Source organism: Mesorhizobium sp. RCAM 06353 (assembly GCF_059683585.1).
This window is the reverse complement of record NZ_JCASIY010000001.1, coordinates 183,494-208,581: the sequence shown is the minus strand read 5'-3', so window position 1 is coordinate 208,581 and position 25,088 is coordinate 183,494. Positions and strand designations below refer to the sequence as shown.

The window sequence follows — 25,088 nt, the reverse complement described above, 5'->3', positions numbered from 1 at the left end:
GTGGTGGGCGCCGCGTGATCAAGTCCGAAGAAATCAAGCGGGTTCATCGCGAGCGGCTTCTCCAGAATGGCTTATTACGTGAGGTTATAAAGGGGTGGCTGATATCCACCGGCCCACACGGGTTGTGTTGCAAAGTTTTGGTAACTGGTCGCGTGGGAGGAACCTAGCGTCAATTTTCGCGAGGTTCGAGATGTTCAAAGGCCGTCAGTTCGACTAGTCCGTCATCTTGTTATGCGTGCGCTGGTATCTGGCCTACAATCTGAGCCTGCGCGACTTGAAAGAAATGATGGCCGAACGCGGCATCGGCATCGATCATTCGACGATCCATCGCTGGGTCATTCATTTCGCGCCGCGGTTGCTGGAGCGCTTCAACCGCCGCAAGCGTGCCGTCACCGGCAAATGGCATGTCGACGAAACCTACATCAAGGTTCGCGGTGAGTGGATGTATCTCTACCGCGCCATCGACGGTGTCGGCGACACGGTCGAATTCTGCTTCAGCGAGCATCGCGACCTGCTGGCGGCCAAGCGCTTCTTCAGGAAGGCCCTGGAGCGCCATGGCCGGCCCGATCGCATCGTCATCGACGGCAGCCAGGCCAATCACGAAGCCATCACTTCCTGCGACGCGGCAAATCGATTGCAGGATCGTTCCCGGCGCTGGCTGAAACCGATCACGATCAGGAAAAGTCGATACTTGAACAACAGGATCGAGCAGGACCACCGGCGCATCAAGCGCCGTGTGCGGCCGATGCTGGGCTTCAAGTCGCCGGCCACCGCCAGCATCACCCTGTCCGGGATCGAAATGCTTCACATGATGCGCAAGCGACAGGCAAGGTATGCGTTCAATCCAAATCCCTCCCTGGCCGAGCAGTTCGCCATACTGGCGGCATGACAGCGGCCGGTCTCGACCAACCTTCATGACACAGAAAAAACTTTGCAACACAACCGAAGTTTCTCGCCATTCATCAGTTCAATCCTGTGAGGGATTGCCCGCGCCAGATTTTGGTCCCTAAGGATACGTGGCGCAAAGTCAGATGTAGTGGTGAGAATGCCCTTTGTTGCCGTCGGATCGAGGCTTACCACTCCGACCAAAGTATGAACCTGCTCTTTTGTAACAAGCAGCCCTGGCCTTGACTGAGCCGAGGATTTTGATCGTGCCAATCCCTTTCTTGACTGCAATTAGGGGAGCATGAGGAACTGTGGGGCAGTCACGTTGCGGCCGACCAAACGGGCACTTTCTGTGGCGCGGTTCCGGCCCGTTCAGAGAGCCTCCGCCACCAACCGCCCCACAGTTCCTCATGCTCTCCGTAATGCGCGATGGAGCTTTGCCGCAAAGCGTTGGTGCATGGATCCTTTGTCAACGGTTTGGCGATAGGCAGGCAGGATCGAAATCAGCTTGATTTGAGTGCCATGCCGTACAAACACAACGCAGATCGTCGTCATCACGTCGGAAAGATGACATTCAGGGTGACGAATTGGCGTGACTACGAAGCAGGTCTGCGCCGGCGTGGTAGCCTGACCTTATGGGTAACGCCGGAGGCACTGGCGGGATGGCGCGCTCCGCGACGCAAGACCCGCGGCGGCCAAGCCCGGTATTCCGATCTCGCCATTGAGACAGCGCTGACGCTGGGTTGCGTCTTGGCAATGCGGCTGCGCCAGACCGAGGGATTGCTCCATTCGCTGCTGGATCTCATGGGGCTGAAAGTCCCAGTTCCAGATCATACGACGCTGAGCCGTCGGGCACAGAAGTGGGAGCCATCAGCCCGACGAAACCCGCCGCTGCCGGACGGCCCGCTGCATGTGCTTGTCGATAGCACGGGATTGAAAGTCTACGGCGCCGGGCAATGGCTGGAGCAGAAACATGGCGCCAGATCACGTCGCAACTGGCGCAAGCTGCATCTGGCAGTGGATGCCAAAAGTGGCGCGATCATTGCCCAAAGGCTGACAGATCAGGACACGGATGATCCTTCCCAGGTGGCACCGCTGCTCGATCAGATCGACGGCGAGATCGACCAGTTCACAGCCGACGGAGCCTATGACGGCAAGCCAACCTATCGGTCTATCCTGCAGCACAGCGCAACCGCGAACATCGTCATTCCACCGCGTTCCACGGCGGTGGAAAGCGGTGATACCGGACCGCCGGGTCAAAGGGACAAGCACATTGCCGCAATCGCAAGCGACGGTCGGCTGAAATGGCAGGCAGCCACCGGCTACGGCAAGCGGGCGCTGAGCGAAACAGCCATCGGACGATACAAGGGGCTGATCGGACGGCGCCTGCGAGCACGCTCTCTTCCGGCTCAACAGACCGAGGTTGCCATCGGTTGCATCGTTCTCAACCGCATGCTGGCATGGGCACGCCCGGAGTCTATCCGGCGTCAAGTCACGCAGGCATAACCAACTACATTAAAGATCGAAATGCGTTCGATTTCATATCCGCGCACCAACGCCAAGCGGTGCGTTCAATCGAGGTCATGAGATGTCCAGAAAAGGGTCCGCCGAAGGGGCGACGGAAAGTGTATGAATTGAAGGCGTTAGGACATAGCGATTCGCCGTCCGGAAAGGAAGACATTCTGGGACGAAATCATCGTCACTTCCATGCCAAAAACCGCACGGCACTTTACCTGCGCGTCTCCACGCCGGAGCAGAAGCCCGATCTGCAATATGATGGGTTGCATGGCTACGCTGCGCGCGCCGGACTGGAGATCGTCGGAGACTACTGCGACATTGCGGTGTCAGGCCGCCGCGAGGGACGCCCCCGGCTCAACGCCTTGATGGCGAGTGTTCGTAACCGTGAGGTCGATTGTGTCCTGGTCTGGAAATTCGACCGTTTCGCCCGCTCCACACGTCACCTTCTGATCGCCCTCGAGGAATTCGATCACCTCGGCGTGCGCTTTATCAGCGTTCAGGATCAGATAGACACCGCAAGCCCCATGGGGCGGGCCATGTTCACCATCATCGCAGCCATGGCAGAATTGGAGTCCTCTTTGATTAGCGAGCGCGTCACCGCTGGAATGCAGGCGGCGCGATCGCGCGGCAAGCATCTCGGACGGCCAAGTCTCCCAATTCTGTTGGTTGAAGAGATCGAGGTGCTTGCCGCATCAACCGATCTGAGCATTCGAAAGATTCAAGAGAAAATCGGAGGAAAAGCCAGTCGCGGCCGCGTTGGTGAAATCGTCAAACGCGTCCGATCGGCAAAAGCGTCGACCGAGTGAACTTTTTACACGTACTTTCAATCTACCCCGACCTTGTTCGATTTCGCCGACGCCTCAAAACGCGCCAGCGTGGTGGCTTCCAGATGCGCGACATGCTCGCGCAGCGTCGTGGTGGGCGCCACGCCGAGGATGAAGTCTACACCGTTGGCGCGGCACCAGTCGATGACCTGCGGACCGCAGTAGTGGCTGTCGGCCCGGATCAGGATCCGTGTGTTCGGCCAATTGCTCCGGATCGCCCGCACGAGGCGGCGCAGGTGGGGGCAGATCTCAGCCCCGCGCGGCCGCCTGGCCGGTCGCAGGATCGCGCTGACGAACCGGCCCGCACCGTCGAACACTACGATCGGCTGGAAGCCGTATTCGTCGTAATGCGCGTTGAACAGGCGCAATTGCTGGCCGCCATGTACGGCGTCAAACGTGTCGTCGATGTCGAGCACAATCCGCTTCGGCACCTGCCGGAAGGAAGCGCAATAGAGGTCGACCATCGCCCGCCCCATGGCGACCAGCTCCCGCACGCCGGGCAGGTTCTCCAGCCGGCACAGCGTCGATTGCGAGGCCAGATCCCGACCCGACGGCAGCGCATCCTGGGCCATCTTGAAGACCGGATCGGAGCGCAGCCGGTTGGCGTCATTGCCATCCTCATAGCCGGCGGCGATCATCTTCATGCGAAAGCCGATCATGTCCGCCAGGCTGTGGACGACCTGGTCCGGGCAGCGCGGATCATCGATGCAGCGCGCCAGACGCTCGGCCACCCGCAGCCGCTTTTCCACCTCGGCCAGCACCAGAACGCCACAGTTGGAGGACAACATGCCGCCGTCGAAACGGGCGACGACGGATTTGCCGCCCACTGATGACAAACCGCTCAGCGGCAGGGTAAGATCATTCATGGCGGGTGTGGTCTCCGGGAAACAATTCGGATCGGCTTTAGCAACCAAATCCTGCGTCATTTCAACGGCTTGCGCCACATCCGCCAACCCACCAGTAGAGTCGAGGAAGGGCGCGGTGGCTTGGGCCGTGTTGGCATCGCTCCGTTTCCCTTCCCCGCTCATCAAACCGGACGTGCGGATTTCCCGCATCCGGCTTTCCGACTGGTTTCATCGTGAGGCACACGGCGGCGGTCCAATGTGCACGCGTCGAAGACGCAGGACACCAAGTTTTCCGAAGACAATGTCGTCGGAGAAACGCTGTGTGCCGCGTCCCTGCACCTTGTGCCGTTTGCGCAGGAAGGTGCGAACACGGTCATAGACGTGGTTGTCGACCGCTCGATAGGCCGGCAAGCGTGTTCCATAGCCAAAGTAGCCTGACCAGCCGCGCAGAAGCCTGTTCAGCCGGGTGCAGACCACGGGCCACGGCTCTTTGTTACCGTTTACCAAGTGATCGCCAATCTTCGTTTTGATCCGTTGCACGCTCTTCTTGGATGGGCTCGCACCCAGGTACCAATGGCCGTCTTTCCGGTAGCGGTGAGGTCCGAACGTATAGCCAAGGAAGTCGAAAGGCTCCGTGCGGGCATCCTTCACCGAGGTCTTGGCCTCGTTGAGTGTCAGCCCGAGTTTCGTCATCACCGTCCGCGTCCACGCCAGCGCCTCGACCGCGTGCCCGCGGCTGAGGATGACGAAGTCATCGGCATAGGAGATGACATGCGCACGGAACGCCTCGCCGCGTCCGGTGAGCCGCCAATGTTTCAGGAACCGGTTCATGTAGATGACCGAGAGCAGCGGGCTTGCGACTCCACCTTGCGGCGTGCCGCGCGTGCTGCTCTTACCACCGCTCACGTGCCGTTTCCCGTCACCGTCCCGCTCTTCGATCGGCGCTTTCAGCCACAGCTTGATCAGCCGCAGCACGTGCCGGTCGACAATGCGTCGGGCCACCGATTTGAGGAGGTCCGAATGCGGATCGTGTCGAAGTATTTCGACAAATCGGCGTCTACCACGTCCGTGTGGCCCCGGCAGACAAGCCGGTGCACTTCCTTGATTGCGTCGGTCCCACTGCGTCTGGGCCGATAGCCATAGGCACCATCCTCGAAGTCCGCCTCGAATATCGGTTCCAGCACCAGCTTCGCGACGGTCTGAACCACCCGGTCCCGAATGGTCGGGATGCCGAGCGGACGTTCGCCGCCCCCCGGCTTCGGGATCATCACCCGTCGCACCGGCTGCGGCCGATAGGTCTTCGAGACAAGTTCCTCGCGCAGGCCCGCCAGCCACCTCTCCGCGCCTTCAGCCTCGATCTTCGCGAAGGTCACATTGTCCACGCCCGGCGAACCCGCATTGGCGCGGGCCAGCGCATAGGCATGGCGCAGCATGTCCTCACGGCAGATCTTGTCGTAGAGCACGTAGAAGCGGAAAGCGGGCTCCGCCTTCGCCTTACGGTACAGCTTCCTCTGAAGGTTCCTGATCTTTTCGGGTGTTTCGAGGCTCATCGCCAATCACCCCCTCCTCACCAACGTCAAAAGCACACCAGAAGTCAGGGCCCTTCCCTCCACCGGCATTACCCGGCTTCAGCGGTATTATGACCCTGTCCGACTCCCACCGGCACCGCCGCCCTGACGGCTGCGTTGAGGCCGCTACCCTCATGCCGAGCGGGTCTCCCCCGTTACCCGTATCACCCTTCCGACGTGCCGTGCCCATTACCCCGGCGGATCGAACGGGTGCACATGTCGATTGCTTCCCCGTTCGCGCGGCCTTCCCCGAAATTCAGGCGGGTCGGCATCCACATCATCACTTTCGAGGCCTGCTCAGGCTTCACTCACGTTGCGGCCCATCGGATTGCTCAACCGCCCAAGGCGGCCTTTGTCACGAGGCTTCGACCCGGTCAGTTGCCCGACCGAGCCGCTCGTCAGCTACCAGACCAATCGACTACTATCTGGGTGGAACCTTCCTCCACTGGTGATACGCGCCTTCGGGGCGCACTGAATTTTCCGGGCTAGGCCCGCGCAGGCTACGCAGAAGCGTTTCCGAGACCGCGAGCCCCTCCCTCCGACCGGCATCGCCAGGCGGCCCGCCATGGGTTTCCGAGGGCGTCTTTTCGGCATCACGTCTGGCGCGCAAGAGCGCCATGACCATCGGCCGAGTGGAAAATTTCCCGTCCCGAGCGCGGTCCGTCAGGCTACGCAAATAACCGCCGGCGCTGTTGATCTTATCACCGCGCTGATAGATCGCGGCCACCGTGATCGCCGCCTGCCGTTCGCCCTGAACCTCGCAGGCCTCCCGCCAGGCGCTTGGGCTGATCCCCAACATGGGCGGAACAAGCTCGGCCGCGGCCAGGAAATCCCGCCAATGGCCAAGCGCGCCGCTCTGGGCGAGTTCCCGCATGTTCGGGCAGGCGGACAGCACGATCTCCAATGGCAAATCCCGCTTTGGCTGGCTCCGCAGATTGTCAGTACCTTCTGCGCTGCAGCCCGCTTCCTCTCTTTCTCCTGTGCCGCTTTCAGATTCAGAATTGGAGTCTGGGTTTGAATTCTGTATGTGGCGACCGAAATGGGACTCATTGGCGTCCGTATTCCGTGAATCCGCAAACGATTCCAACGCGTCAAGGATACCACGCCATAGCACCTCGAGCTCTTCACAGATGCTTTCGACGAGTGGACGTGGGGCGGAGCGCGGCAGACGGCTGATAATGGCCTGGTAATTCTGCTGCACCCGGTCCCAATTGCCTGGCACGCCTTCCTCGGTGCCGGCATCGATCAGCTTGACAATATCCCGTCGCAAGAGCGTCAGTCGTTCCTTTGCGAGACGGAATGCGCGCTTCTCGGCCTGGGCGGCATCCGCCTTGTCCTTGAACTCGGCTGCCCGCGCCACGATCAGCGACAGATCGAAGCCGAAGGCCTGCTCGATCTTGCCTCCCCGACCTTTCCTTGCATATCGCTTTCCATTAGGACTGTCCCTGCGAATGATCAGACCGCATTCGACTAGAATGACGAGATGCCGGCGAAGCGTTGTAGGCGTTATGCCATTGGCGCGCGCCATCAACTGCTTGTTCGACGGCCAGACAATAAGATCGCCATCACCCGTGAGAACCGTCTCCTGGTGGAAGGACAGCAACGCGTTCAGAATCGCCAGAGCGCGGTCCGTGGCGCCGAGGACATCTCGGGCCTCTCTGATGTGCTGAAAAGTCTGCCACTTGTGAACGGCGGCATCCTTCGGTGCCGCTCTTGCCTTCACCTGGCTCGCAATTTGGCCAAGCGTCATCGTCCGTCGCCCAAAGGGCGTCGTCGCTGTATGTCCCGTCATGGTTCTGCCCTCTAGCTTTTGGCAAAGCGAAAGCGCTCACCAAAATGGTGTCAGATCTCCTCATGGAGACTCTTGACTGACTTGAATCGCGGAAGTTGACCGTGAAATCGCGGAAGTGAGATTTCTCAATGTCACCCAAGCGAACGCGAGAGGCTTCTGAGAAGTTGTCTCAGGGCCTTTTTTTACCGCATGCTACCTCTATGTTTGTTGCGCTATCCTATGGTTTTCGGCCGAGACCGCCCTCCAGCGCTGAAATTATCCCCTCGCCCTGACGGGCGGAAAACCTGTCTATTAGCATTTGCAGCTCTTCCTCGACGGAATCGCCAAACGCCGGCGCATATACTGCCACAATAGAGAGCTTGATGTCGCCGCTGGAGAATGTCCCCTTGCCGACCACTTTTTCGGCTGGACCCTTTAATCTCCTTCTCGCTGCGGCACGGCGGCGGCGGCTTCTTCACCCGCTCAATGGCTAACTTGTTCTAGCCTTAATCTACATGCTCAAGCACATTACTGTCCGGCACCGACTGCATTTTTCTCGAACAGTTGTGCGCCAAACGGTACGCAAGGTATGCGCCCGTCGTCTTAGCAATGCCGCCCTTGAAATTCGCTCCGGCCAGAATCTGCAACGCTCGCCATCTCGCCGATGCGGCAGAAGTCTCAGTGCCTCAGCCGTCCGATGAGCCGCAAACAGCGCCCGACGGCCTTTGATCTGTGCCAGCGTATATACGCGATGGTTGGTTTCAAGGCGGACAGGGACCGAGCCCTTCCCATCGTTGGACATAAGCTTGAGTGTCGATTCAGGAGTGGAGGCCAGTCGTAAAACCTCGTGAATCATGAAGTTTTGAAGGCTCCTCCGTGCGTTCAGCGGATACATCTGTTGGCGTCGCGCCTGCAGATATTCGAAGAGAATGCCAGCATGCCGAACGATCTTGTCGGCCGGATCCGCGTTCTGCACTCTGGTTGCGGCAAGCAAAGCCATTGTCGATTTGTCCTCCTTGTCGGTCTAAATGCGACATATCGACCCGAGCTAGCCACGATTCTTCGCCCGCGTCCAGTGGATTAGGGTTAACAGCAGGTTGAAGCAATTTGTTGTGACCGGGGCAGACTACAGGCGCTCAGGCTTGACCGGTTTGCCTAGCGAGATCTGGAAGCGTCGAAATCGGCTGTTGTTGTGGGTTTATGCCGAGGGGAGTTGTCACGTTATCGAGCGGTATCGAACTGCCCCCGCGGCTTTCCGAGATCAGGGCGTTGGTGCACGGATCTTTTATTGGTGTGGGTTTAGGCAAGCGGTAACCGCAATAGCCTTTGTAGCGTAGCCATGGGCGTTGGTGCATGGGTCCGGACTTGAGCGGATGGCGCTGTCACATTGTTTGAAGCGTGGACGCGCGGAAGCCCACAGCTGTTTTCAGGCAATCTGCAACGCCGCGGCCTTCCATTCTGCCATGGCATTGAGGCGGTGAGTTCGGATCTGCGTGGCGGACCTGTTTGAGCGGGAGGGGACAAAGAGATTGCGTATGGCGGAGAAGACGGAGACGAAATGCTGAAGGGAGCCAATGCTGCGGAAGCCTTGCCGAATTCGCTCCCGCTTTCGAAACGGCAGGTGAGAGTTCTCCGCCCGGTTGTTGAGGCCTTTGTGCGACCGGTGCTCGATATCGGGCATGACCTGACGTCTTGCCGCTGAATAGGAGCGCAGCTTATCGGTGACGATACGCTTCGGCGACAGGCCTTGCTTCTTCAGCAGACGAATGAGCAGACGCCTGGCCGCCTTGGTATTGCGGCGGGTCTGCACGATCTCATCCAGCACATAGCCGTCCTGGTCGACGGCGCGCCACAGCCAGCACCGCCTGCCGTTGATGCGCACGGCTACCTCATCAAGATGCCAGACATCGTCTTTCGATGGCGCCTTGCGGCGCAGGCGACGTGCATAATCGGGACTGTGCTTCTTTCCCCAGCGGCGGATGGTCTCGTAGGAGACGACGATCCCCCGCTCCAGCAGCATCTTCAACATCGCGCAGGCTCAGCCCGAACCGGTAATAAAGCCAGACGGCATGAGCAACGATTTCGATCGGGAAGCGATGGTTCTTGTAGGTGGCGCATGCTTCGACCATGCCAACCTGACTTATCGTCAAACCGTTAAGCCAAAATCAATGTGACAGCACCCAAACAATACCGGGCCGGGATTGCCGGCGCAGCTATTCATTCGCGGCCGTACGGGACTTGTTGCGAGATTCCAGCCAATCGCCCAATGCCATCCGAATGAGGTCCAATCGGCTCATGTTCATCTCGGTGTTGCTAGCAGTGCGTTTTCGGTCGCCGCATCGAACGACATATAAAGCTGCGCGAAGATCAGCAAGCCGTGCCTTTTTGGGCTCACCCCCAGAAGACCCATCTGTCACATAAATGCCCCTTTCAGCGGCGTCCAGGCCCCCTGCGTCTGCCGCCCCGTAGGAGCGCAGTTTGTCGGTGATCATACGCTTTGGCGGCAGACCCTGCTTCTTCAGAAGTCGCGTCAGCAGGCGCCCGGCGGCCTTGGTGTTGCGACGCGTCTGGACAATCTCGTCGAGCACATATCCGTCCTGATCAACCGCTCTCCACAACCAGCATTTCTGACCGTTGATGCGCACCACGACTTCATCCAGATGCCCGACATCGTCTTTCGTTGGTGCCTTGCGGCGTATGCGGCGCGCATAATCAGGGCCGTGCTTTCGGCACCATCGGCGGATGGTCTCGTAGGAAACGACGATCCCGTGATCGAGCAGCATTTCCTCGACATCGCGCAGGCTCAGATTGAAGCGGAATTAGAGCCAGACGTAACCGGGGCAGATTGCCGGGCGGTGGGGGTTTGCAGGCGCGTGCGTTCGTGATTCACCCTTTGCGTGACGCGGCCTTTATCAACCAAAGACAGCGACGGCTGATTTGATGATGATGCCGCCATGCGGGCTTCGGCGCATCTGACGACCCGTGGCGGTACGAAAAACATTCGTCAATTGCAGCGCAGGCGGCACGCGCGACCACAGGGTTCGCACGCTCTCCCGGCCATGCCGGGTTTTGCGAATGACGTTTCCTGTGACGACGCGCTGCGACCATCGGAAGCCGATCTCGTGGAAATACAGGTCGGCATGCTGCGGGCTGATATGATGAAAGACGCCGGCGATGGTACGGCGGACGCGGGAGTTGAAGCCTCCCTCCACCGAATTGACGTGGACGGCGTCGCGCACATACTCACCGCTGGAATGCTTCACTGTCTCATGCTTGGCAAAGCTCTTACCAATGGCTATGAATGCCTTCCACTCGTCGCTCATCAAATGAGCTCCCAATTCGATCTGCGCTTCAATGACGCGTTCGCTTGCTCGCGCCGAGAGACTGGTCACGACCGCGGCACGCGCGTCACCGGCCAGAGTGCCAGGCATGACGTCAGTCGGCCGCCGCACCATCGCCATGACTGGCGTTTTGTCCGTATTCGCCTGGCCTTTCCGGCCGCGGCCCGGAGGCGGGTCGTCGGGATTCTTTCTGGGCCTTCCACCGAGATGGAAATGGTCGATCTCCACCGTGCCGGCGAGCATGTTCTCCCGCGCCACCATGAGACGCAGTGCATGTCCCATCCGCCAGGCCGTTGGCTGGCTCACCCCGAGCGCCTCGGCCAGGCGCACCGACGACAAGCCCTTGTCGGATTGCAGTAACAGCCACATTGCCTTCAGCCAAACACGCAAGGGAAGCTTCGTGGAGTGCAGAGGCGTGTGTGTCGTCACCGTGAACTGGAACCGGCAATCGCCGCTGGAACATTGATAAAGACCCGGTCGGGCGCGACGCTTGCCGGTATCGCGACCGGCAAGCGCAATCGAGCGTTTGTATCCGCAGGCGGGGCAGATCCGGCCATCCGGCCACACCAATGCTTTCCAGCAACCGACGGCAATGCTGCTCATCCCGGAAGGCCGCGATCATTTCTTCAACAGTCCGAATGTTGGAAAGCGCTGCAAGTATTTCAGGCATCTCACCTCCTTCAGACCAGCCCGAAGAATCGCATGAAAGGCTATAGGTCACAAGGATATTGCGGTCTTTGGTTGATAAAGGCCCGTGACGCTACCACCGACTGATTCGCTTGAAGGCCTGTCGCTCGCGGAACTCCGCGGGCTGGTTTCTGCGCTGATCGGCGAAGTGCGCGGTCTTCAAGGCCGGGTCGAGAGCCTTGAGATCGAGAACCAGGCGCTACGCGCCGAGAACCAGACCCTGAAGGATGAGATCGCCCGGCTGAAGGACCTGCCGCCGCGTCCCCCGGTCAAGCCGACCAAGCCATCGGGCATGGAGAAGGCGACGCAGCCGACATCTGGCAAGGGCAAGCGCCGCCGGCGCGGCGCCAAGCGCGACGGCGGTCGCGTGAGCCGCGAGGTGACGGTTGCGGTGAGCGCTCCTGCGGGCTCTCGCTTCAAGGGGTATGAGACGATCCTGGTGCGCGATCTGGCGTTGTCGGCCGAGGTGGTGCGCTATCGCCGCGAGCGCTGGGTGACACCGACCGGCGAAACGATGGTGGCGCCCTTGCCGGCGGGGATCATCGGCGGCTGGGGCGCGAACCTGCGCCGCTTCATTCTGGCCTGTCACATTCAAGGCCAGGTGACGACGGAGCGGTTGACGGCGTTGTTGACCGGGATCGGGGTCGACATTTCGAAGCGCCAGGTGGTGCGGCTGATTTTGGAGGGCCTGGAGGCCTTCGCGGCGGAGGACCGTGACGTGCTGCGCGCCGGGCTGGCTACGGCGCCCTGGATCACCGTCGATGATACGTCGGCGCGCCACGCCCACCAGGACGGCTACACCACCCAGATCGGCGATCGCCGCTTCACCGCGTTCCGCACCGGACGATCGAAGTCACGGGAGGCGTTCCTGGCGACGCTGCGTGCCGGGCACAGCGATTACTTCATCAATGAAGAGGCCCTGGCCTATATGCGCGGCCGCAACCTCGCCGGTCCGGTGATCGCGCGGCTGGCGGCTGCGCCGCACAAGGCATTTGCCGACAGCGCCGCATGGCAGGCGCATCTGGCCGCACTCGGCCTCGACCAGCTCGCGGTTGAGCCCAACCCAGTCAGGATCGCCACCGAAGGGGCGATGTGGGGAGCGATCCGCCACCACGGCTTTCTCGCCGATACCGTCGTCGTATCCGATGATGCCGGCCAGTTCCGCATCGGCGACTATGCTCTGTGCTGGGTCCACGTCGAGCGGCTCGTCCACAAATTGATACCCGTGACCCCGGATCAACGTCAGGCCGTCGACATCATGCGCCAGTTGATCTGGTGGTTCTATCGCGACCTCAAGAGCTACCAGCGTGCTCCTTGTCCGCGCCACGCGGCGGCCCTGCACGCCCGCTTCGAGCGCCTGTTCAAACGACGAACCGGCTACGTCATGCTCGACCGGCTTCTTGCCAGGCTGCATCGCCGCAAGCATGAACTCCTGCGCGTTCTCGATCGTCCCGAGATCCCACTCCACACCAATGGTTCGGAAAACGACATCCGCACCTTCGTCACCAAGCGCAAGATCTCCGGCGGAATCGTCAGCAAGGCAGGCAAGAACGCCCGCGACGTCCTGCTCGGCCTGTTGAAGACCTGCATCAAGCTCGACGTCTCATTCTTCCGCTATCTCGGCGACCGCCTCGGCATACCAACACAAGAGTCGATTCCGCCGCTCCCGGATCTCGTTAGGCAAGCCGCTCAAGCCTGACTGCCCGGTAATCTGCCCCGGTTACGAGCCAGACAGCACGGGCCACGATTTCGATCGGATAGCGGTGGTTCTTGTAGGTCGATGCACTCACGGTCATGGACGCGCTGCTACCTCAATTTCCTTACCCCTCAATCAATGTGACAGCACCTGGAACAATCCTGACACAGGGATTCCAGACCACTGGTGGCGGCGCATCGGTTTACCCTTAGCTCCTTCGCCGGCACCACCCACACGTGCCAAGTTTTGCGGTCGAAGTGCGTTTCAACCTCGAGCCCCTTCGACTCGACGGCATCCGACCAGCCGTCTCCCGTCTTAATCGAACGGAGCTGCCTTCGGTCCGCTTCAAGCCTAATCAGTACGGCTTGGCGCGGTTGCCATTCGGCGATTCCCAGGTCGGATTTCCCGCCGGCCAGTGCAGAGCCGACGGTGGTCACATTAATGACGGTGGTCACATTAATAAAGAGTGCCGAGATCAGGATGTCGTTCATAACTGGCCTTCTACACTAGAATCGATTGTTGCAATGATGCCCCTTCTGACGCCTGTAGCTGACAGCAGCCTGAAAGCCTCCGGACATTTGCGTCACGGGCGTTCAGCGTAGCGTCAGGTTCTGTCAATAAGGCACAACTCTTGCCGTCGAACTGGAGCTCGGCACACATGATGCGAATACTGCTCATTGAAGACGACGAGGACCTTGGCGGTGCTGTACGCGAACATACGATGGCTGATGGCCACGCGGTCGACTGGGCCAAGGACCTGTCCGATGCGCGGGGTTACGCAAATGTGGTCTCCTACCAGCTTGCCCTGCTCGACATTCACCTGCCAGACGGCAACGGCATCGACTACGTGCGGGAGATGAGGAAGCGGCTTGATTGGACACCGGTCATCATCGTGACAGCTCGCGATCAGGTCTCGGACCGCATCGAGGGGCTCAACGCAGGTGCCGCCGACTATTTGGTCAAGCCGTTCGATCTCGGCGAACTTTCTGCGCGCATTCATGCCGTGGCGCGGAGTAATGGGCAGTTCCCGGAGCCGATATATTCTGTCGGGACGCTGTCAATACACTCGGACGAGCGGCAACTCTACCGCGACGGGCAGACGGTCTACCTGACTCCACGCGAATGGACAGTTCTCAACTGCCTTCTGTGCCGGCCCGGCACGGTAGTTACGAAGGCGAAGATCGAGGACGTACTCTTTTTTTCCTTGGGTTCGGAAATTGAGAGCAACACCGTGGAGGTTTATGTTAGCCGGCTCCGCAAGAAGATCGGCGGGGACCGAATAGCGACAGTCCGTGGCGGCGGGTACAGGTTCATGGTCACATGAGGAAGCCGCACAGCATGACGCGCAGGCTGATACTGTGGCTGGGGGGCGCAACGCTCCTGGTCTGGATTTTCGTCCCCACCATTGCTGCCCTCATGGCAAAGGACTCTATCTACAAACTCTGCGACGACTTTCTGGAGGAATCTGCCGAGGTCACGGCGTCTGTGTACGTCGATCTGGCGAAGAAGGGGATTGAACTATTTGAGCCGCTCTGCTTCGACGATTGGACTGTTCAGAACCAAGTTGTCCAGCGTGATGGACATGTGCTCCTTCAGTTTCGCGAAAGTCTGCCGAAGCCATTCCCATCTGCTCCATTGCGTGAAGGCTTTTGGACAACCGCTACTCACCGCATCTATACGAGGAAAATAGCACACGACGTGTTTGCGCAGGCGGCCCAACCGCTCTCGGTCCGCCGTCACGAAGTCAAGAAGGCCGCAGTTAAGGTCTTCGTTCCGATGATCGTCTTCCTGCCCTTTAGCGTAGCCGTGTGTTGGATGGTAATCCGGCGGTCGCTGGCGCCAGTCGAAATACTGCGACAGGAGATCGGGTTGCGCGACGGCGGTAATCTCGCACTGATGGGCTCGAGCGGCCTCCCGGCAGAATTGGCCCCCATCGCGGCCTCCGTCGATCGGCTTGTCGAACGTCTGCGGACGGCCCTGGATGCCGAACGCGAGTTCGCCACAAACTGTGCACATGAACTGCGCACGCCGATCGCAGGCTCGCTCGCTCAGCTGCAGAGGTTAGTGGCCGAAATTCCCCAGGGCTCGGCGAGAACGCGTGCGCGCGGCATCGAGAAATCGCTGTCGAAGCTTGGCCACCTTGCCGAAAAACTGCTTCAACTCGCACGGGCCGAATCGGGGATGTGCATCGCAGACGACGCGATCGATCTTGTCCGAGCGGTTCGGCTAGAAATTGATGACTTTGGGAAAACACCGCGATTTGCCGGACGGCTAATCCTTGACGTTGATGGCTGCCCCACTTTGATGCGCAAAGTAGACGTCAACCTGTTTAATCTCGTCGTTCGTAACCTAATCGAGAATGCGCTCGTGCATGGACTGCCCGATACTACGATAACAGTTTCCGTCGGAACTGATGGAACCATTGCCATTGCAAACGCGGGACCGGTGGTGCCCCCCAAGATCTTGAAGAGATAACAAAACGATTTATGCGTGGTGCGACCTCAGCGGCGGGCTCAGGCATTGGTCTAAACATCGCTAGTGAGGCGATCAAGCGGATAGGTGGCAGTCTTGAACTTGCGTCGCCTGCCCGTGGTGGCGAGGATGGTTTTGAGGCGATTATTCGAATCCCTCGATGATACTGGCTGCAGCGACCAAGTTGGGCGTAGGAAGTATTGTACGCTAATGGTCAGGCAACGAGAATGTCGAACTGGGGCGGTGACCAAACCCGCGGCGGGCCCTTGCGCCAGAGGAATTCAGCTGTGGCGGCGGCACACCACAGCCCAATCCACTGGCGCAGGACAAGCATGCCGCGCCTCGCCGTAGCCTAGGGCGCTTACATCATGCACTCATGAGGTCGGAGCGACCATGTCGGACATGCCGGTGTTCTGAAACGGTCTTTCTGTCCGCATGAGGACGTCCCCGTCCTCTCCGCCTCAACGCTCGTCGCCAGCTCAACAATGCTTGGCCTTGTCGTTTTCATGAGCAGCATTCGAATCAGGTGTGCTGAGCTTGCAGCTCGAGGGAAGAGTCAATCCTCATCAACAGAAATTGAGGCCACTCAGGATCGCTGTCGCGCAACTCGCTCGTAGCTTTCAGGCTACTGTCAGCTAGCTCTGCAAGAAGGGTTGTTGTTGGGACCAGTCAGGAGATCTTATGAACTAGGAGACATCGTCAATACCGTCCGGCGTTGCACGATCGCCAAATGGAAACGACGCCGGATCATCCGCAAACACGTTACGAAACAAGAGAAAGAGATACGATGACTCCCTCACCAAAAAATAACGCCGTACGTCTCCCGGACGCATCCAAAGATGGGGATCGGGCAAGGTCTGGCAGCATGCAGACCGCTCGGGTGGATCGGGGCTGCCTATCTGTCCACTTTCTCCCACATGGGGAGACGGGGGCGCAGCGCCTTCAAAATGAGGAACAAATCACTGTGTCTCGAGCCTTGCCGATCGTCCGGCCACCGCAACCGGACCCATCCACCAAACCTCCGTCTCGGTGGCTGAGGGCATTCATTGCGACCGCCTTGGTCTTCGCCCCGACCGCTCCGGTTCTGGCCGCCACCGACGACGGCAAGGTGACGGATTTTCTGCTCGACAACGGCATGGAGGTGGTCGTCGTCCCCGATCACCGCGCGCCGATCGTCACCCATATGGTATGGTACAAGGTCGGCAGCGCCGACGAGCCGCCGGGCAAATCCGGCATCGCGCATTTTTTCGAGCATTTGATGTTCAAGGGGACGTCCAATCACGCCGCCGGTGAGCTTGACCGCGCGGTTGCCGAAACCGGTGGCTCACAAAACGCCTTCACCGATTACGACTACACCGCCTTCTACCAGAGAGTGGCGCCCTCGGCGTTGGAGCAGATGATGGGCTTCGAGGCCGACCGTATGCGCAACCTCAGCCTCACCGACGAGGATATCAAGACCGAGCGCGACGTGATCCTGGAGGAGCGCCGCTCGGGCATCGACAACGATCCGCAGGCGGTGCTGGACGAGGAGGTCGACGCCACACTCTGGCAGAACCAGCCCTACCGCATCCCGGTCATCGGCTGGATGCGGGAGATGGAGCAGCTGAACCGCACCGACGCCGTCGCCTTATACAACAAATATTATAACCCCAACAATGCCGTGCTGGTGGTGGCGGGCGATGTCGACCCGGAGACGGTGAAGGCGCTGGCCGAGAAGACCTATGGCAAGCTCCCGCGTGGACCCGAGCTGCTGCCGCGAGTCCGGCCGGTCGAGCCGGAGCAGAACACCAAGCGCACGGTGACGCTCACCGACGCGCGCGTGTCGGTGCCGAACTCTTCGACGCATTGGGTGGTGCCGTCCTATCGGACGGCTGAGCATGGCGAGGCCGAGGCGCTCGACCTGCTTGCCGAGATCCTCGGCGGCGGCAACCGCAGCCGGCTCTACCAGCAGTTGGTGGTGAAACAGGGAATAGCCACCGAGGCCAGCGCCAATTTCCAGGGCACCATGCTGGATGCCACCAACTTCGCCATCTACGCCTCGCCGCGCGGCGATGCCAAGCTCGCCGATCTGGAAGCGGCGGCCAATGCCGAGATCGCCCGCATCGCCAAGGACGGCGTCACCAATGACGAGCTGGACAAGGCCAAGGACCGCTATGTCCGCTCAATGATCTTCGCCCGCGACAAGCAGGCCTCCATCGCCAGCATGTATGGCTCCACGCTTGCCACCGGCGGCACCGTAAACGACGTCGAGGAATGGCAGGACCGCATCCGCGAGGTCACCCCCGATCATGTCAAAGCGGTTGCCGCCCGCTATCTCGTGTCCGACCATTCGACCACCGGCTATCTCTTGCCCAAGACGGAGAATTGATGTGACGATGAACCAACACCGTGCCGCCTTTGCACAAGCCCTGCCTTTTCCGCTTTCAGCGGCACAAGGCAGCGTCGCGCGCCTCGCCACCCCGCTGGCCATCGTCCTTCTCGCCACCCTCTTCCTCATCCTTCCGGCGCTCAGGGCCCATGCGGCGATGAATATCCAGGAGGTGAAATCTGAAAAGGGCATCACCGCCTGGCTGGTCGAGGACCATACGCTGCCGATCATCACCATCCGCTTCGCTTTCGACGGCGGCTCTACCCAGGACCCGGCGGGCAAGGAGGGGCTGGCGAACCTGATGGCCGGCCTGTTCGACGAGGGCGCCGGCGGTCTCGACAGTGATGCATTCCAGGTGAAGCTTGACGACGCCGGCGCCGAGATGAGCTTCGACGCAGGGCGGGACGGCATCTATGGCTCGATACGCCTGCTTTCCGAGCGCCAGGACGCCGCTTTCGATCTGGTCAGGCTCGCGGTGAACAGGCCTCGCTTCGATAAGGAGCCGGTCGACCGCATCCGCGACCAGCTTCTCTCCGGCATCATTGCCAACGAGCGCGAACCTCACGCGATTGCTGAGCTTGCATGGCGGCGCAGACTCTACGGCACGCATCCGTATTCGAGGCCAGACGAGGGCACCAAGGAAAGCCTAGCCGGTATAACGCCGGCCGATCTAAGCGCCTTTCACAAGGCCATTTTCGCTCGTGATGGGCTCCATGTTGTCGTAGTTGGGGACATTGACGCGAAGAGACTGAGTGAAAAGCTCGACCAGCTGTTCGGCGATTTGCACGACAAGCAGACGCTCTCCCCCGTTGCCGATGTCGCCGCCAAACTCGGACAGCAGGTGGAGGTGAACTACGACCTTCCGCAGACCTCGCTGCGATTGGCTTTTCCTGGCGTCGGACGCACTGAGCCGGATTTCTTCGCCGCACTGGTGATGAACGATATCCTCGGCGGCTCGCCCTTCACGTCGCGCCTGTGGGAGGAGGTGCGGGAAAAGCGCGGCCTTGCCTATGGCGTCGACTCTTATCTGGCCGGTTACGAGCATTCTCATGCGCTGCTGGTTACGACGGCGACACGCTCCGACCGCGCCGCCGAGACGCTGAGCATCGTGCATCAGGTTGTGAAGCAGATGGCACAGCTGGGGCCGACGGAGGCCGAGCTCGAGGCGAGCAAGAAGCATCTGATCGGCGCCTATGCCATCAACTATCTGGGTTCCTCCAGCTCGATTGCAGCCACGCTCGTCGGATTGCAGCTCGACAATCTGGGCACCGACTACATCCAGCGCCGCTCCGCCCTCATCGATCAGGTGACACTCGACCAGGTCAAGGCTGCGGCGAAGAAGCTGCTTTCGGCTGAGCCCGCCATTATGGTCGTTGGCCCGCCGCTGGGGGGCAAAGGATGAGCCCAGGACCCATTTGCCTTCGCAAGGTGAAGCTGCTCGCGCAGCAGGTCGAGGCGATCGCCGCGCAGTTGTCCGAGACGCTGGCGACCCATCCCCAGCCCGCCGACCTGCGGCGCCACCTCTCCTTTCCGCTTCCGGCCATGGTCATCAGCGCGCTGATGGGCGTGCTCTACGAGGATCACGCCTTTTTCGCCGGTCTGTCCGACGAGGCGATGACGCACCAGCATGAAAGCGGCCCGCGCAGCGCGTCGCGCCTGGCCTTGGAAGAATTGCGCGCCTACATTCGCGGCAAGATGCGGGACAAACGCCAGTATCCGGGCGACAACCTGCTGACGGATCTGCTCGCGGCGGTCGACCAGGGCAAGGCGACCGAGGAAGAGGTGATCGGCCTGGCGGCGGGGCACGAGAGCACTGCCGCGCAGATCGAATTCGGCCTCTGTTGCGCGACGCCGGGGAGGATCGCCCCGCTGGGGCCGCGTGCGGAACGGTTGGCGCAGATGCTGCAGCGGGCCAACGCGTATCTGTTCAAGCACGCGCCAATGCGCATGAGCGCGCCCGTCCGAATGGAGTCGCCCCTGTGCCGCTGCGATCGGCCGGCGGCGGCGGTGCATGCTGCACTGTGTCCGAGTCCGCGGCGCCGATCGCAGCGGTTGCCCAGCACGGCCGCGGCGCACGCGGCGCGCTGCGCGCAAGCCTATGCGGCGGACCGGCGCCAGCATCGGGGCGCGTCGCCGCGCCGGAGCAGGGCGGCCGTCCGGCGCTGCCCATGCGCCGGGCCACCGCGACGGGCCTGCGGCGACTGCCCGATCCTGGTTCTCGTCAACCGTCTGCAGAAGGAACATCCCGCGTGAACGCGCTGTCCGAACAGATCCTTTCCGAATTGCGCCACCTGCTGAGCGAGATGAGCGCCACTTTCGTGGGCGACCGCGAGCAACCGATGGCACAGCAGGACTTGCTGCCAAAGCAGAGGCACCCGGCGCGGCAGCGTAACAAGATTCACGTCGACAGGATGATTGGCGACAGTTTGGCGTTGCGCGATCTACTTGAGAAGGTCGCGCTCGTAGCCAAGGCGAAGATTACGGTTCTGTTGCGAGGCGAATCCGGTACCGGGAAGGAGCTGGCCGCCAAGGCTATCCACGAGTTGTCGCCGCGCGCCAAGCGGCCCTTCATCAAGTTCAATTGCGCGGCGCTGACCGAGACAGTCCTGGAATCCGAATTGTTCGGTCATGAGAAGGGTGCATTCACAAGCGCGTTCAACTCGCGCAAGGGGCGCTTTGAGCTCGCCGACAAGGGGACGTTGTTCCTGGACGAGATCGGCGAGATCTCGCCCTCGTTCCAAGCAAAGCTCTTGCGCGTGCTGCAGGAGCAGGAGTTTGAGCGCGTCGGCGGCAACCAGACCATTAAAGTCGATGTTCGCATCATTGCCGCCACGAACAAGAACCTGGAAGAGGCAGTTGCCAGAAATGAGTTCCGTGAGGACCTCTATTACCACATCAATGTGGTTCACTTGCTGGTGCCTGCGTTACGCGAAAGGCGCAGTGATATTCCGCTCCTCGCAGCCGAGTTTCTCAAGAATTTCAACGATGAGAACGGCCGTAATACGCTGACCTTCGATCCGAGCGCGATTGAAGTGCTGATAAACTGTGATTTTCCCGGCAACATTCGCGAGCTCGAAAACTGCGTGTATCGGACAGCGGTTCTGGCCGCGGGACCATCAATCGGGAGAGACGACTTTGCATGCTGCCAGGGCCAATGCTTCGCCGCGGCGCTGCATAAGATCAGATCTGGCAAACTCGCGCCGCAACCCCGGCCGATCGTGCCGGTGCCAGTGGTTCCGGCCATACCGCCGGCTGCTGCCGGGAGTTCTGCCGCCGTCGCAGTTCCGCCTGAGACCGCAGGGCAGCCGCTGCTGGGCCCTGCCGGCGCAGTGCACTTAAATGGTGCGAGAACGACCGATGCCGAACGTGTCATCGCAGCCATGGAAAGATGTGGCTGGGTCCAAGCGAAGGCGGCACGCCTGCTTGGACTGACGCCGCGCCAGATTGGCTACGTGCTGAGGAAATACGGTATCGAGATCAAGCGTCTTTGAAGGCGTTGGTGCACGGATCTTTTATTGGTGTGGGTTTAGGCAAGCGGTAACCGCAATAGCCTTTGTAGCGTAGCCGTGGGCGTTGGTGCATGGGTCCGGACTTGAGCGGATGTCGATCTTTGAAGCGGCAGACTATGCGGTGGCCGCCTTGCGGCGGGCGGATTTCGGGCGTGCGCAGGCAAGTATGCGGTTGAGGACGGCGCAGCCGATGGCGACTGAGAGCGGCGGTGCAAAATTAGGGTGCTGTCACATTGATTTTGGCTTAACGGTTTGACGATAAGTCAGGTTGGCATGGTCGAAGCATGCGCCACCTACAAGAACCATCGCTTCCCGATCGAAATCGTTGCTCATGCCGTCTGGCTTTATTACCGGTTCGGGCTGAGCCTGCGCGATGTTGAAGAAATGCTGCTGGAGCGGGGGGTCGTCGTCTCCTACGAGACCATCCGCCGCTGGGGAAAGAAGCACAGTCCCGATTATGCACGTCGCCTGCGCCGCAAGGCGCCATCGAAAGACGATGTCTGGCATCTTGATGAGGTAGCCGTGCGCATCAACGGCAGGCGGTGCTGGCTGTGGCGCGCCGTCGACCAGGACGGCTATGTGCTGGATGAGATCGTGCAGACCCGCCGCAATACCAAGGCGGCCAGGCGTCTGCTCATTCGTCTGCTGAAGAAGCAAGGCCTGTCGCCGAAGCGTATCGTCACCGATAAGCTGCGCTGGGACTGATGGGGTTGTCTTGTCTTATGACTTTCCAGGCCGTTTGGTCCAGTAAGAGATGCCCGATCCGGAGTGGCCACCCCGGATCGAGCGGAAGGGGATGGATCGAAGTTGTCTAGAGCACGTCCTGTTTAATCCGGTTCATATCCTGCGGCTTTGAAGTAGTTTACGCATTCGGCTGGCGTGAAGAGGTCGAGAAGCGGACCGACGGCGTCCCACAAAGCCTTGATGGTTCTCTCGGCCTTTGCTCGCAACAACGCCTTGAGCTTGGAGAAGGCGTTCTCGATTGATGGTGTGGATGGCTCCTGCTCCCGGCGTCGCATTGCGCCATAGTTGGGATGTTGTCGTCCCGAGCAAAGGAGCCATCCATGTCAGAACTTGCCACAGTTGGTATCGACCTCGCAAAGAGTGTCTTCCAGATCCATGGTGTCGACGGGACCGGTCGGGTTCTCGTACGCCGTCAGCTTCGCCGCAGCCAGTTGCTGGCGTTTTTCCAGAAGCGTCCACGATGCCTGATCGGCATGGAGGCTTGCGCAGGTTCTCACGACTGGGGGCGCAGGCTTCAGGAGATGGGGCACGACGTCCGGCTGATGCCGCCCTCCTATGTGAAGCCTTACGTGAAGCGTGGGAAGACGGATGCGGCGGATGCGGCCGCCATCTGCGAGGCTGTGACGCGGCCCTCCATGCGGTTTGTCGCCATCAAGAGCGAAGCCTGCTCGTCGGTTCTGGTTCTTCACCGCACGCGAGACTTTCTGGTTCGCCAGCGCACGCAGATCGGCAACGCGATCCGAGCCCACATGACGGAGTTCGGCGTCATCACGGCGAAGGGCGCGCAGAACGTCAATCGACTGAAGGAGCAACTGGATCAACTGCCGGAAGTAGCTCGGATGCCTGTGAGTTTGCTCTTCGATCAGTTGGCCGAGACGGACAAGCGGATCGAGCGGCTGACCGACGAGATCGAAGAGACCTACGCGCAAAGCGAGACAAGCCAGCGTCTGGCCACAATCCCAGGTGTCGGGATGCTGTCGGCGACGATCATCGCGGCGACGACGCCGGATGTCGACAATTTCGGCAGCGCGAGGGACTATGCCGCCTGGCTCGGCCTCACTCCCAAGCCGCACTCCACCGGCGGCAAGCAAAGGGTGGGCCGGATCTCGAAGATGGGCAATCGTTATATCCGACGCTTGCTGTATCTGGGCGCCATGGCGCAGATCATGCTCAGATGCAGACTCAAGCGCGAACCGGGCTCGGACTGGCTATCGAGCATGCTGATGCGAAAGAAGACGAAGGTCGTCGCCATCGCTTTGGCACATCGCATGGCACGAACAATCTTTGCCGTCCTCAGGGACGGATCGCGTTACGAGCCGCAGGCAGCCTGACAGGCTCTCGGAATGGTCAGGGCAAAGTGAGGTGATGGCGAACAAACGGAGACAAAGAATCAGGACACCCCGATCAATCCGAAGCGCCTCGAGCGCGCTCGATTGAGTGGGACCTGTTCTCCAAGCGGATATTCATCAGGGCGCGCAGCGATCCCGTTGCACATTCAGACGCCGTATACATGGCCGCAACCGACCTGTTCACCAAACCCCGACCCGATACCCTTGACCCGCAGGAGCCATCCATACAGGGGTTGAAGTCGGGACTGTAGATGGGGTATTCGGCTTAGCGCCCTCTCTTCAAGGCTTCGTGTGGAGAGGCGCTGCGCTTCGAGTTGATGATAGACGTGGTCTGTTCAGGAACAGCCACAAGCATCAGGAAAGGAAGCGCGGCATGGACCATTATGCGGGGTTAGACGTTTCGGTGAAAGAGACGTCAGTATGCATCATCGACGAAACAGGCAAGGTTTGCCGTGAAGTGAAGGTCCCGAGCCACCCGGATGACCTTATCCGGGCTCTGCAGGACCCAACCTGGCAACTGGCGCGCGTAGGGCTTGAGGCTGGGCCATTGTCGCAATGGCTGTTCAGCGGACTGGCGGCAGCCGGCTTGCCGGCGATCTGTATTGAGACACGGCACACGAAGGCGTTTCTAAAGGCGCAGGTCAATAAGAGCGATCGCAATGATGCCGCGGCATTGCACAGATGATGCGGGTCAATCTGTTCCGGCCGGTGCACGTCAAGACGCTGACCAGCCAGAAACGCCGTGTCCTTTTGAGCGCCCGTAAGTTGCTGCAGGAGAAGGCAGTTGCCTTCGAGAACGACATCCGCGGTTTGTTGCGCAACTTTGGGCTCAAGGTCGGCACCGTCGGTGCAGTCAATTTTGAAGAGCGAATTCGCGAACTCGTCGAGGACGAGCCTGAGATCGGCGACATCATCGAGCCGTTGCTGGCCGCCCGGCGGAAACTGCGCGAAGAGTTCGCGAAACTCCATCGGAAGCTGCTGTCGATCGTCCGAGGTGACGAGGTTTGCAGGCGCTTGATGACGATCCCCGGCGTCGGACCTGTCGTCTCTCTGGCCTTCAGTTCCACAATCGATGTTCCGGCCCGCTTCAGCAGCTCGAAGGCCGTTGGTCCAGCGTTGGGTCTGACGCCGGTACTCAATCAGTCCGGCGAAAGTCGTCGCGTCGGCCGCGTCTCACTATGCGGCGACGGCATGATGCGCACGCTCCTCTATGAAGCCGCCCAATGCCTGCTGACGCGTGTGACGAAATGGTCTTGGTTGAAAGCCTGGGCGATGAATGTCGCCAAACGACGGGGTCGTCAGAAGGCCGTCGTCGCGTTGGCGCGGCGACTGGCAGTGATCATGCATCGCATGTGGAGCAACGGGACCGAATTCCGCTGGACGAGGGAAAGTATGCCGGCAGTTGCTTGACGGGTCTTCGGGAAGGAGAATAACATTCCGCCAGCCGGCGGAAAGACGTCCTTCGCGGGACGATGGATGAGATGAGTTCGTTGCCGCCCTGGTTCCGACCG

13 protein-coding genes and 10 pseudogenes are annotated in these 25,088 nt (G+C 60.5%); 14 read left to right on the top strand and 9 right to left on the bottom strand.

What is annotated here, in order from left to right; genetic code table 11:
* Positions 1–223: 223 nt before the first annotated feature.
* From AC56QX_RS35750 to AC56QX_RS35740, 3 genes are all read left to right on the top strand, one after another.
* Positions 224–889, top strand: coding sequence for an IS6 family transposase (locus AC56QX_RS35750; protein WP_497118434.1), 666 nt, complete (start codon positions 224–226; stop codon positions 887–889).
* Positions 890–1,407: 518 nt separating this feature from the next.
* Positions 1,408–2,391 (top strand): IS5 family transposase, encoded by a 984-nt coding sequence (locus tag AC56QX_RS35745; RefSeq protein WP_497118432.1) that lies wholly within the window; start codon positions 1,408–1,410, stop codon positions 2,389–2,391.
* 119 nt (positions 2,392–2,510) lie between these two features.
* On the top strand, positions 2,511–3,209 hold the full coding sequence (locus AC56QX_RS35740; RefSeq protein ID WP_497118187.1) for a recombinase family protein: 699 nt from the start codon (positions 2,511–2,513) through the stop codon (positions 3,207–3,209).
* A gap of 29 nt (positions 3,210–3,238) precedes the next feature.
* Here AC56QX_RS35740 and AC56QX_RS35735 read toward each other — a convergent pair.
* The 7 genes and pseudogenes from AC56QX_RS35735 to AC56QX_RS35705 form a co-directional block, all read right to left on the bottom strand.
* Positions 3,239–4,093 (bottom strand): annotated as a pseudogene (locus AC56QX_RS35735) (IS1380 family transposase); the annotation flags it as partial.
* Between the two features lie 207 nt (positions 4,094–4,300).
* Complete coding sequence (locus AC56QX_RS35730) at positions 4,301–4,612, bottom strand: group II intron maturase-specific domain-containing protein (RefSeq protein ID WP_497118431.1); 312 nt, start codon at positions 4,610–4,612, stop codon at positions 4,301–4,303.
* Positions 4,613–4,735: 123 nt separating this feature from the next.
* Positions 4,736–5,340 (bottom strand): annotated as a pseudogene (locus AC56QX_RS35725) (reverse transcriptase domain-containing protein); the annotation flags it as partial.
* A 721-nt stretch (positions 5,341–6,061) separates the two neighbouring features.
* On the bottom strand, positions 6,062–7,432 hold the full coding sequence (repC, locus tag AC56QX_RS35720; protein WP_497118185.1) for a plasmid replication protein RepC: 1,371 nt from the start codon (positions 7,430–7,432) through the stop codon (positions 6,062–6,064).
* A 1,405-nt stretch (positions 7,433–8,837) separates the two neighbouring features.
* A pseudogene (locus tag AC56QX_RS35715) lies at positions 8,838–9,540 on the bottom strand (IS6 family transposase).
* Between the two features lie 300 nt (positions 9,541–9,840).
* A pseudogene (locus tag AC56QX_RS35710) lies at positions 9,841–10,230 on the bottom strand (IS6 family transposase); the annotation flags it as partial.
* A gap of 93 nt (positions 10,231–10,323) precedes the next feature.
* A pseudogene (locus tag AC56QX_RS35705) lies at positions 10,324–11,422 on the bottom strand (IS1595 family transposase).
* Positions 11,423–11,506: 84 nt separating this feature from the next.
* Between AC56QX_RS35705 and AC56QX_RS35700 the strand changes: the two are divergent.
* Entirely contained in the window at positions 11,507–13,138 is a 1,632-nt protein-coding gene (locus AC56QX_RS35700; protein ID WP_497118183.1) for an IS66 family transposase, read from the top strand.
* Positions 13,139–13,266: 128 nt separating this feature from the next.
* Here the strand turns inward: AC56QX_RS35700 and AC56QX_RS35695 are convergent, their stop codons facing one another.
* On the bottom strand, positions 13,267–13,626 hold the full coding sequence (locus tag AC56QX_RS35695) for a hypothetical protein (protein WP_497118182.1): 360 nt from the start codon (positions 13,624–13,626) through the stop codon (positions 13,267–13,269).
* Positions 13,627–13,796: 170 nt separating this feature from the next.
* Here AC56QX_RS35695 and AC56QX_RS35690 point away from each other — a divergent pair, with 170 nt between their 5' ends.
* The 8 genes and pseudogenes from AC56QX_RS35690 to AC56QX_RS35655 form a co-directional block, all read left to right on the top strand.
* Positions 13,797–14,459 (top strand): response regulator transcription factor, encoded by a 663-nt coding sequence (locus AC56QX_RS35690; protein ID WP_497118430.1) that lies wholly within the window; start codon positions 13,797–13,799, stop codon positions 14,457–14,459.
* A gap of 14 nt (positions 14,460–14,473) precedes the next feature.
* Positions 14,474–15,610 carry a sensor histidine kinase gene (locus AC56QX_RS35685; protein WP_497118180.1) on the top strand — a complete coding sequence of 379 codons (1,137 nt, stop codon included), beginning with the start codon at positions 14,474–14,476 and terminating at the stop codon, positions 15,608–15,610.
* 11 nt (positions 15,611–15,621) lie between these two features.
* Positions 15,622–15,771 carry a hypothetical protein gene (locus AC56QX_RS35680; RefSeq protein WP_497118178.1) on the top strand — a complete coding sequence of 50 codons (150 nt, stop codon included), beginning with the start codon at positions 15,622–15,624 and terminating at the stop codon, positions 15,769–15,771.
* Between the two features lie 893 nt (positions 15,772–16,664).
* Positions 16,665–17,975 carry a M16 family metallopeptidase gene (locus AC56QX_RS35675; RefSeq protein WP_497118176.1) on the top strand — a complete coding sequence of 437 codons (1,311 nt, stop codon included), beginning with the start codon at positions 16,665–16,667 and terminating at the stop codon, positions 17,973–17,975.
* Positions 17,976–17,982: 7 nt separating this feature from the next.
* Entirely contained in the window at positions 17,983–19,377 is a 1,395-nt protein-coding gene (locus tag AC56QX_RS35670) for a M16 family metallopeptidase (RefSeq protein WP_497118428.1), read from the top strand.
* A gap of 23 nt (positions 19,378–19,400) precedes the next feature.
* A pseudogene (locus AC56QX_RS35665) lies at positions 19,401–19,814 on the top strand (cytochrome P450 family protein); the annotation flags it as partial.
* Positions 19,815–20,290: 476 nt separating this feature from the next.
* A pseudogene (nifA, locus tag AC56QX_RS35660) lies at positions 20,291–21,466 on the top strand (nif-specific transcriptional activator NifA); the annotation flags it as partial.
* A 291-nt stretch (positions 21,467–21,757) separates the two neighbouring features.
* Positions 21,758–22,180: pseudogene (locus tag AC56QX_RS35655) on the top strand (IS6 family transposase); the annotation flags it as partial.
* 131 nt (positions 22,181–22,311) lie between these two features.
* Here AC56QX_RS35655 and AC56QX_RS35650 read toward each other — a convergent pair.
* Positions 22,312–22,482, bottom strand: a pseudogene (locus tag AC56QX_RS35650) (IS630 family transposase); the annotation flags it as partial.
* A 66-nt stretch (positions 22,483–22,548) separates the two neighbouring features.
* Here AC56QX_RS35650 and AC56QX_RS35645 point away from each other — a divergent pair.
* Both AC56QX_RS35645 and AC56QX_RS35640 read left to right on the top strand, forming a co-directional pair.
* On the top strand, positions 22,549–23,559 hold the full coding sequence (locus AC56QX_RS35645; protein ID WP_258600216.1) for an IS110 family RNA-guided transposase: 1,011 nt from the start codon (positions 22,549–22,551) through the stop codon (positions 23,557–23,559).
* A 391-nt stretch (positions 23,560–23,950) separates the two neighbouring features.
* Positions 23,951–24,987: pseudogene (locus tag AC56QX_RS35640) on the top strand (IS110 family RNA-guided transposase).
* Positions 24,988–25,088: the final 101 nt, after the last annotated feature.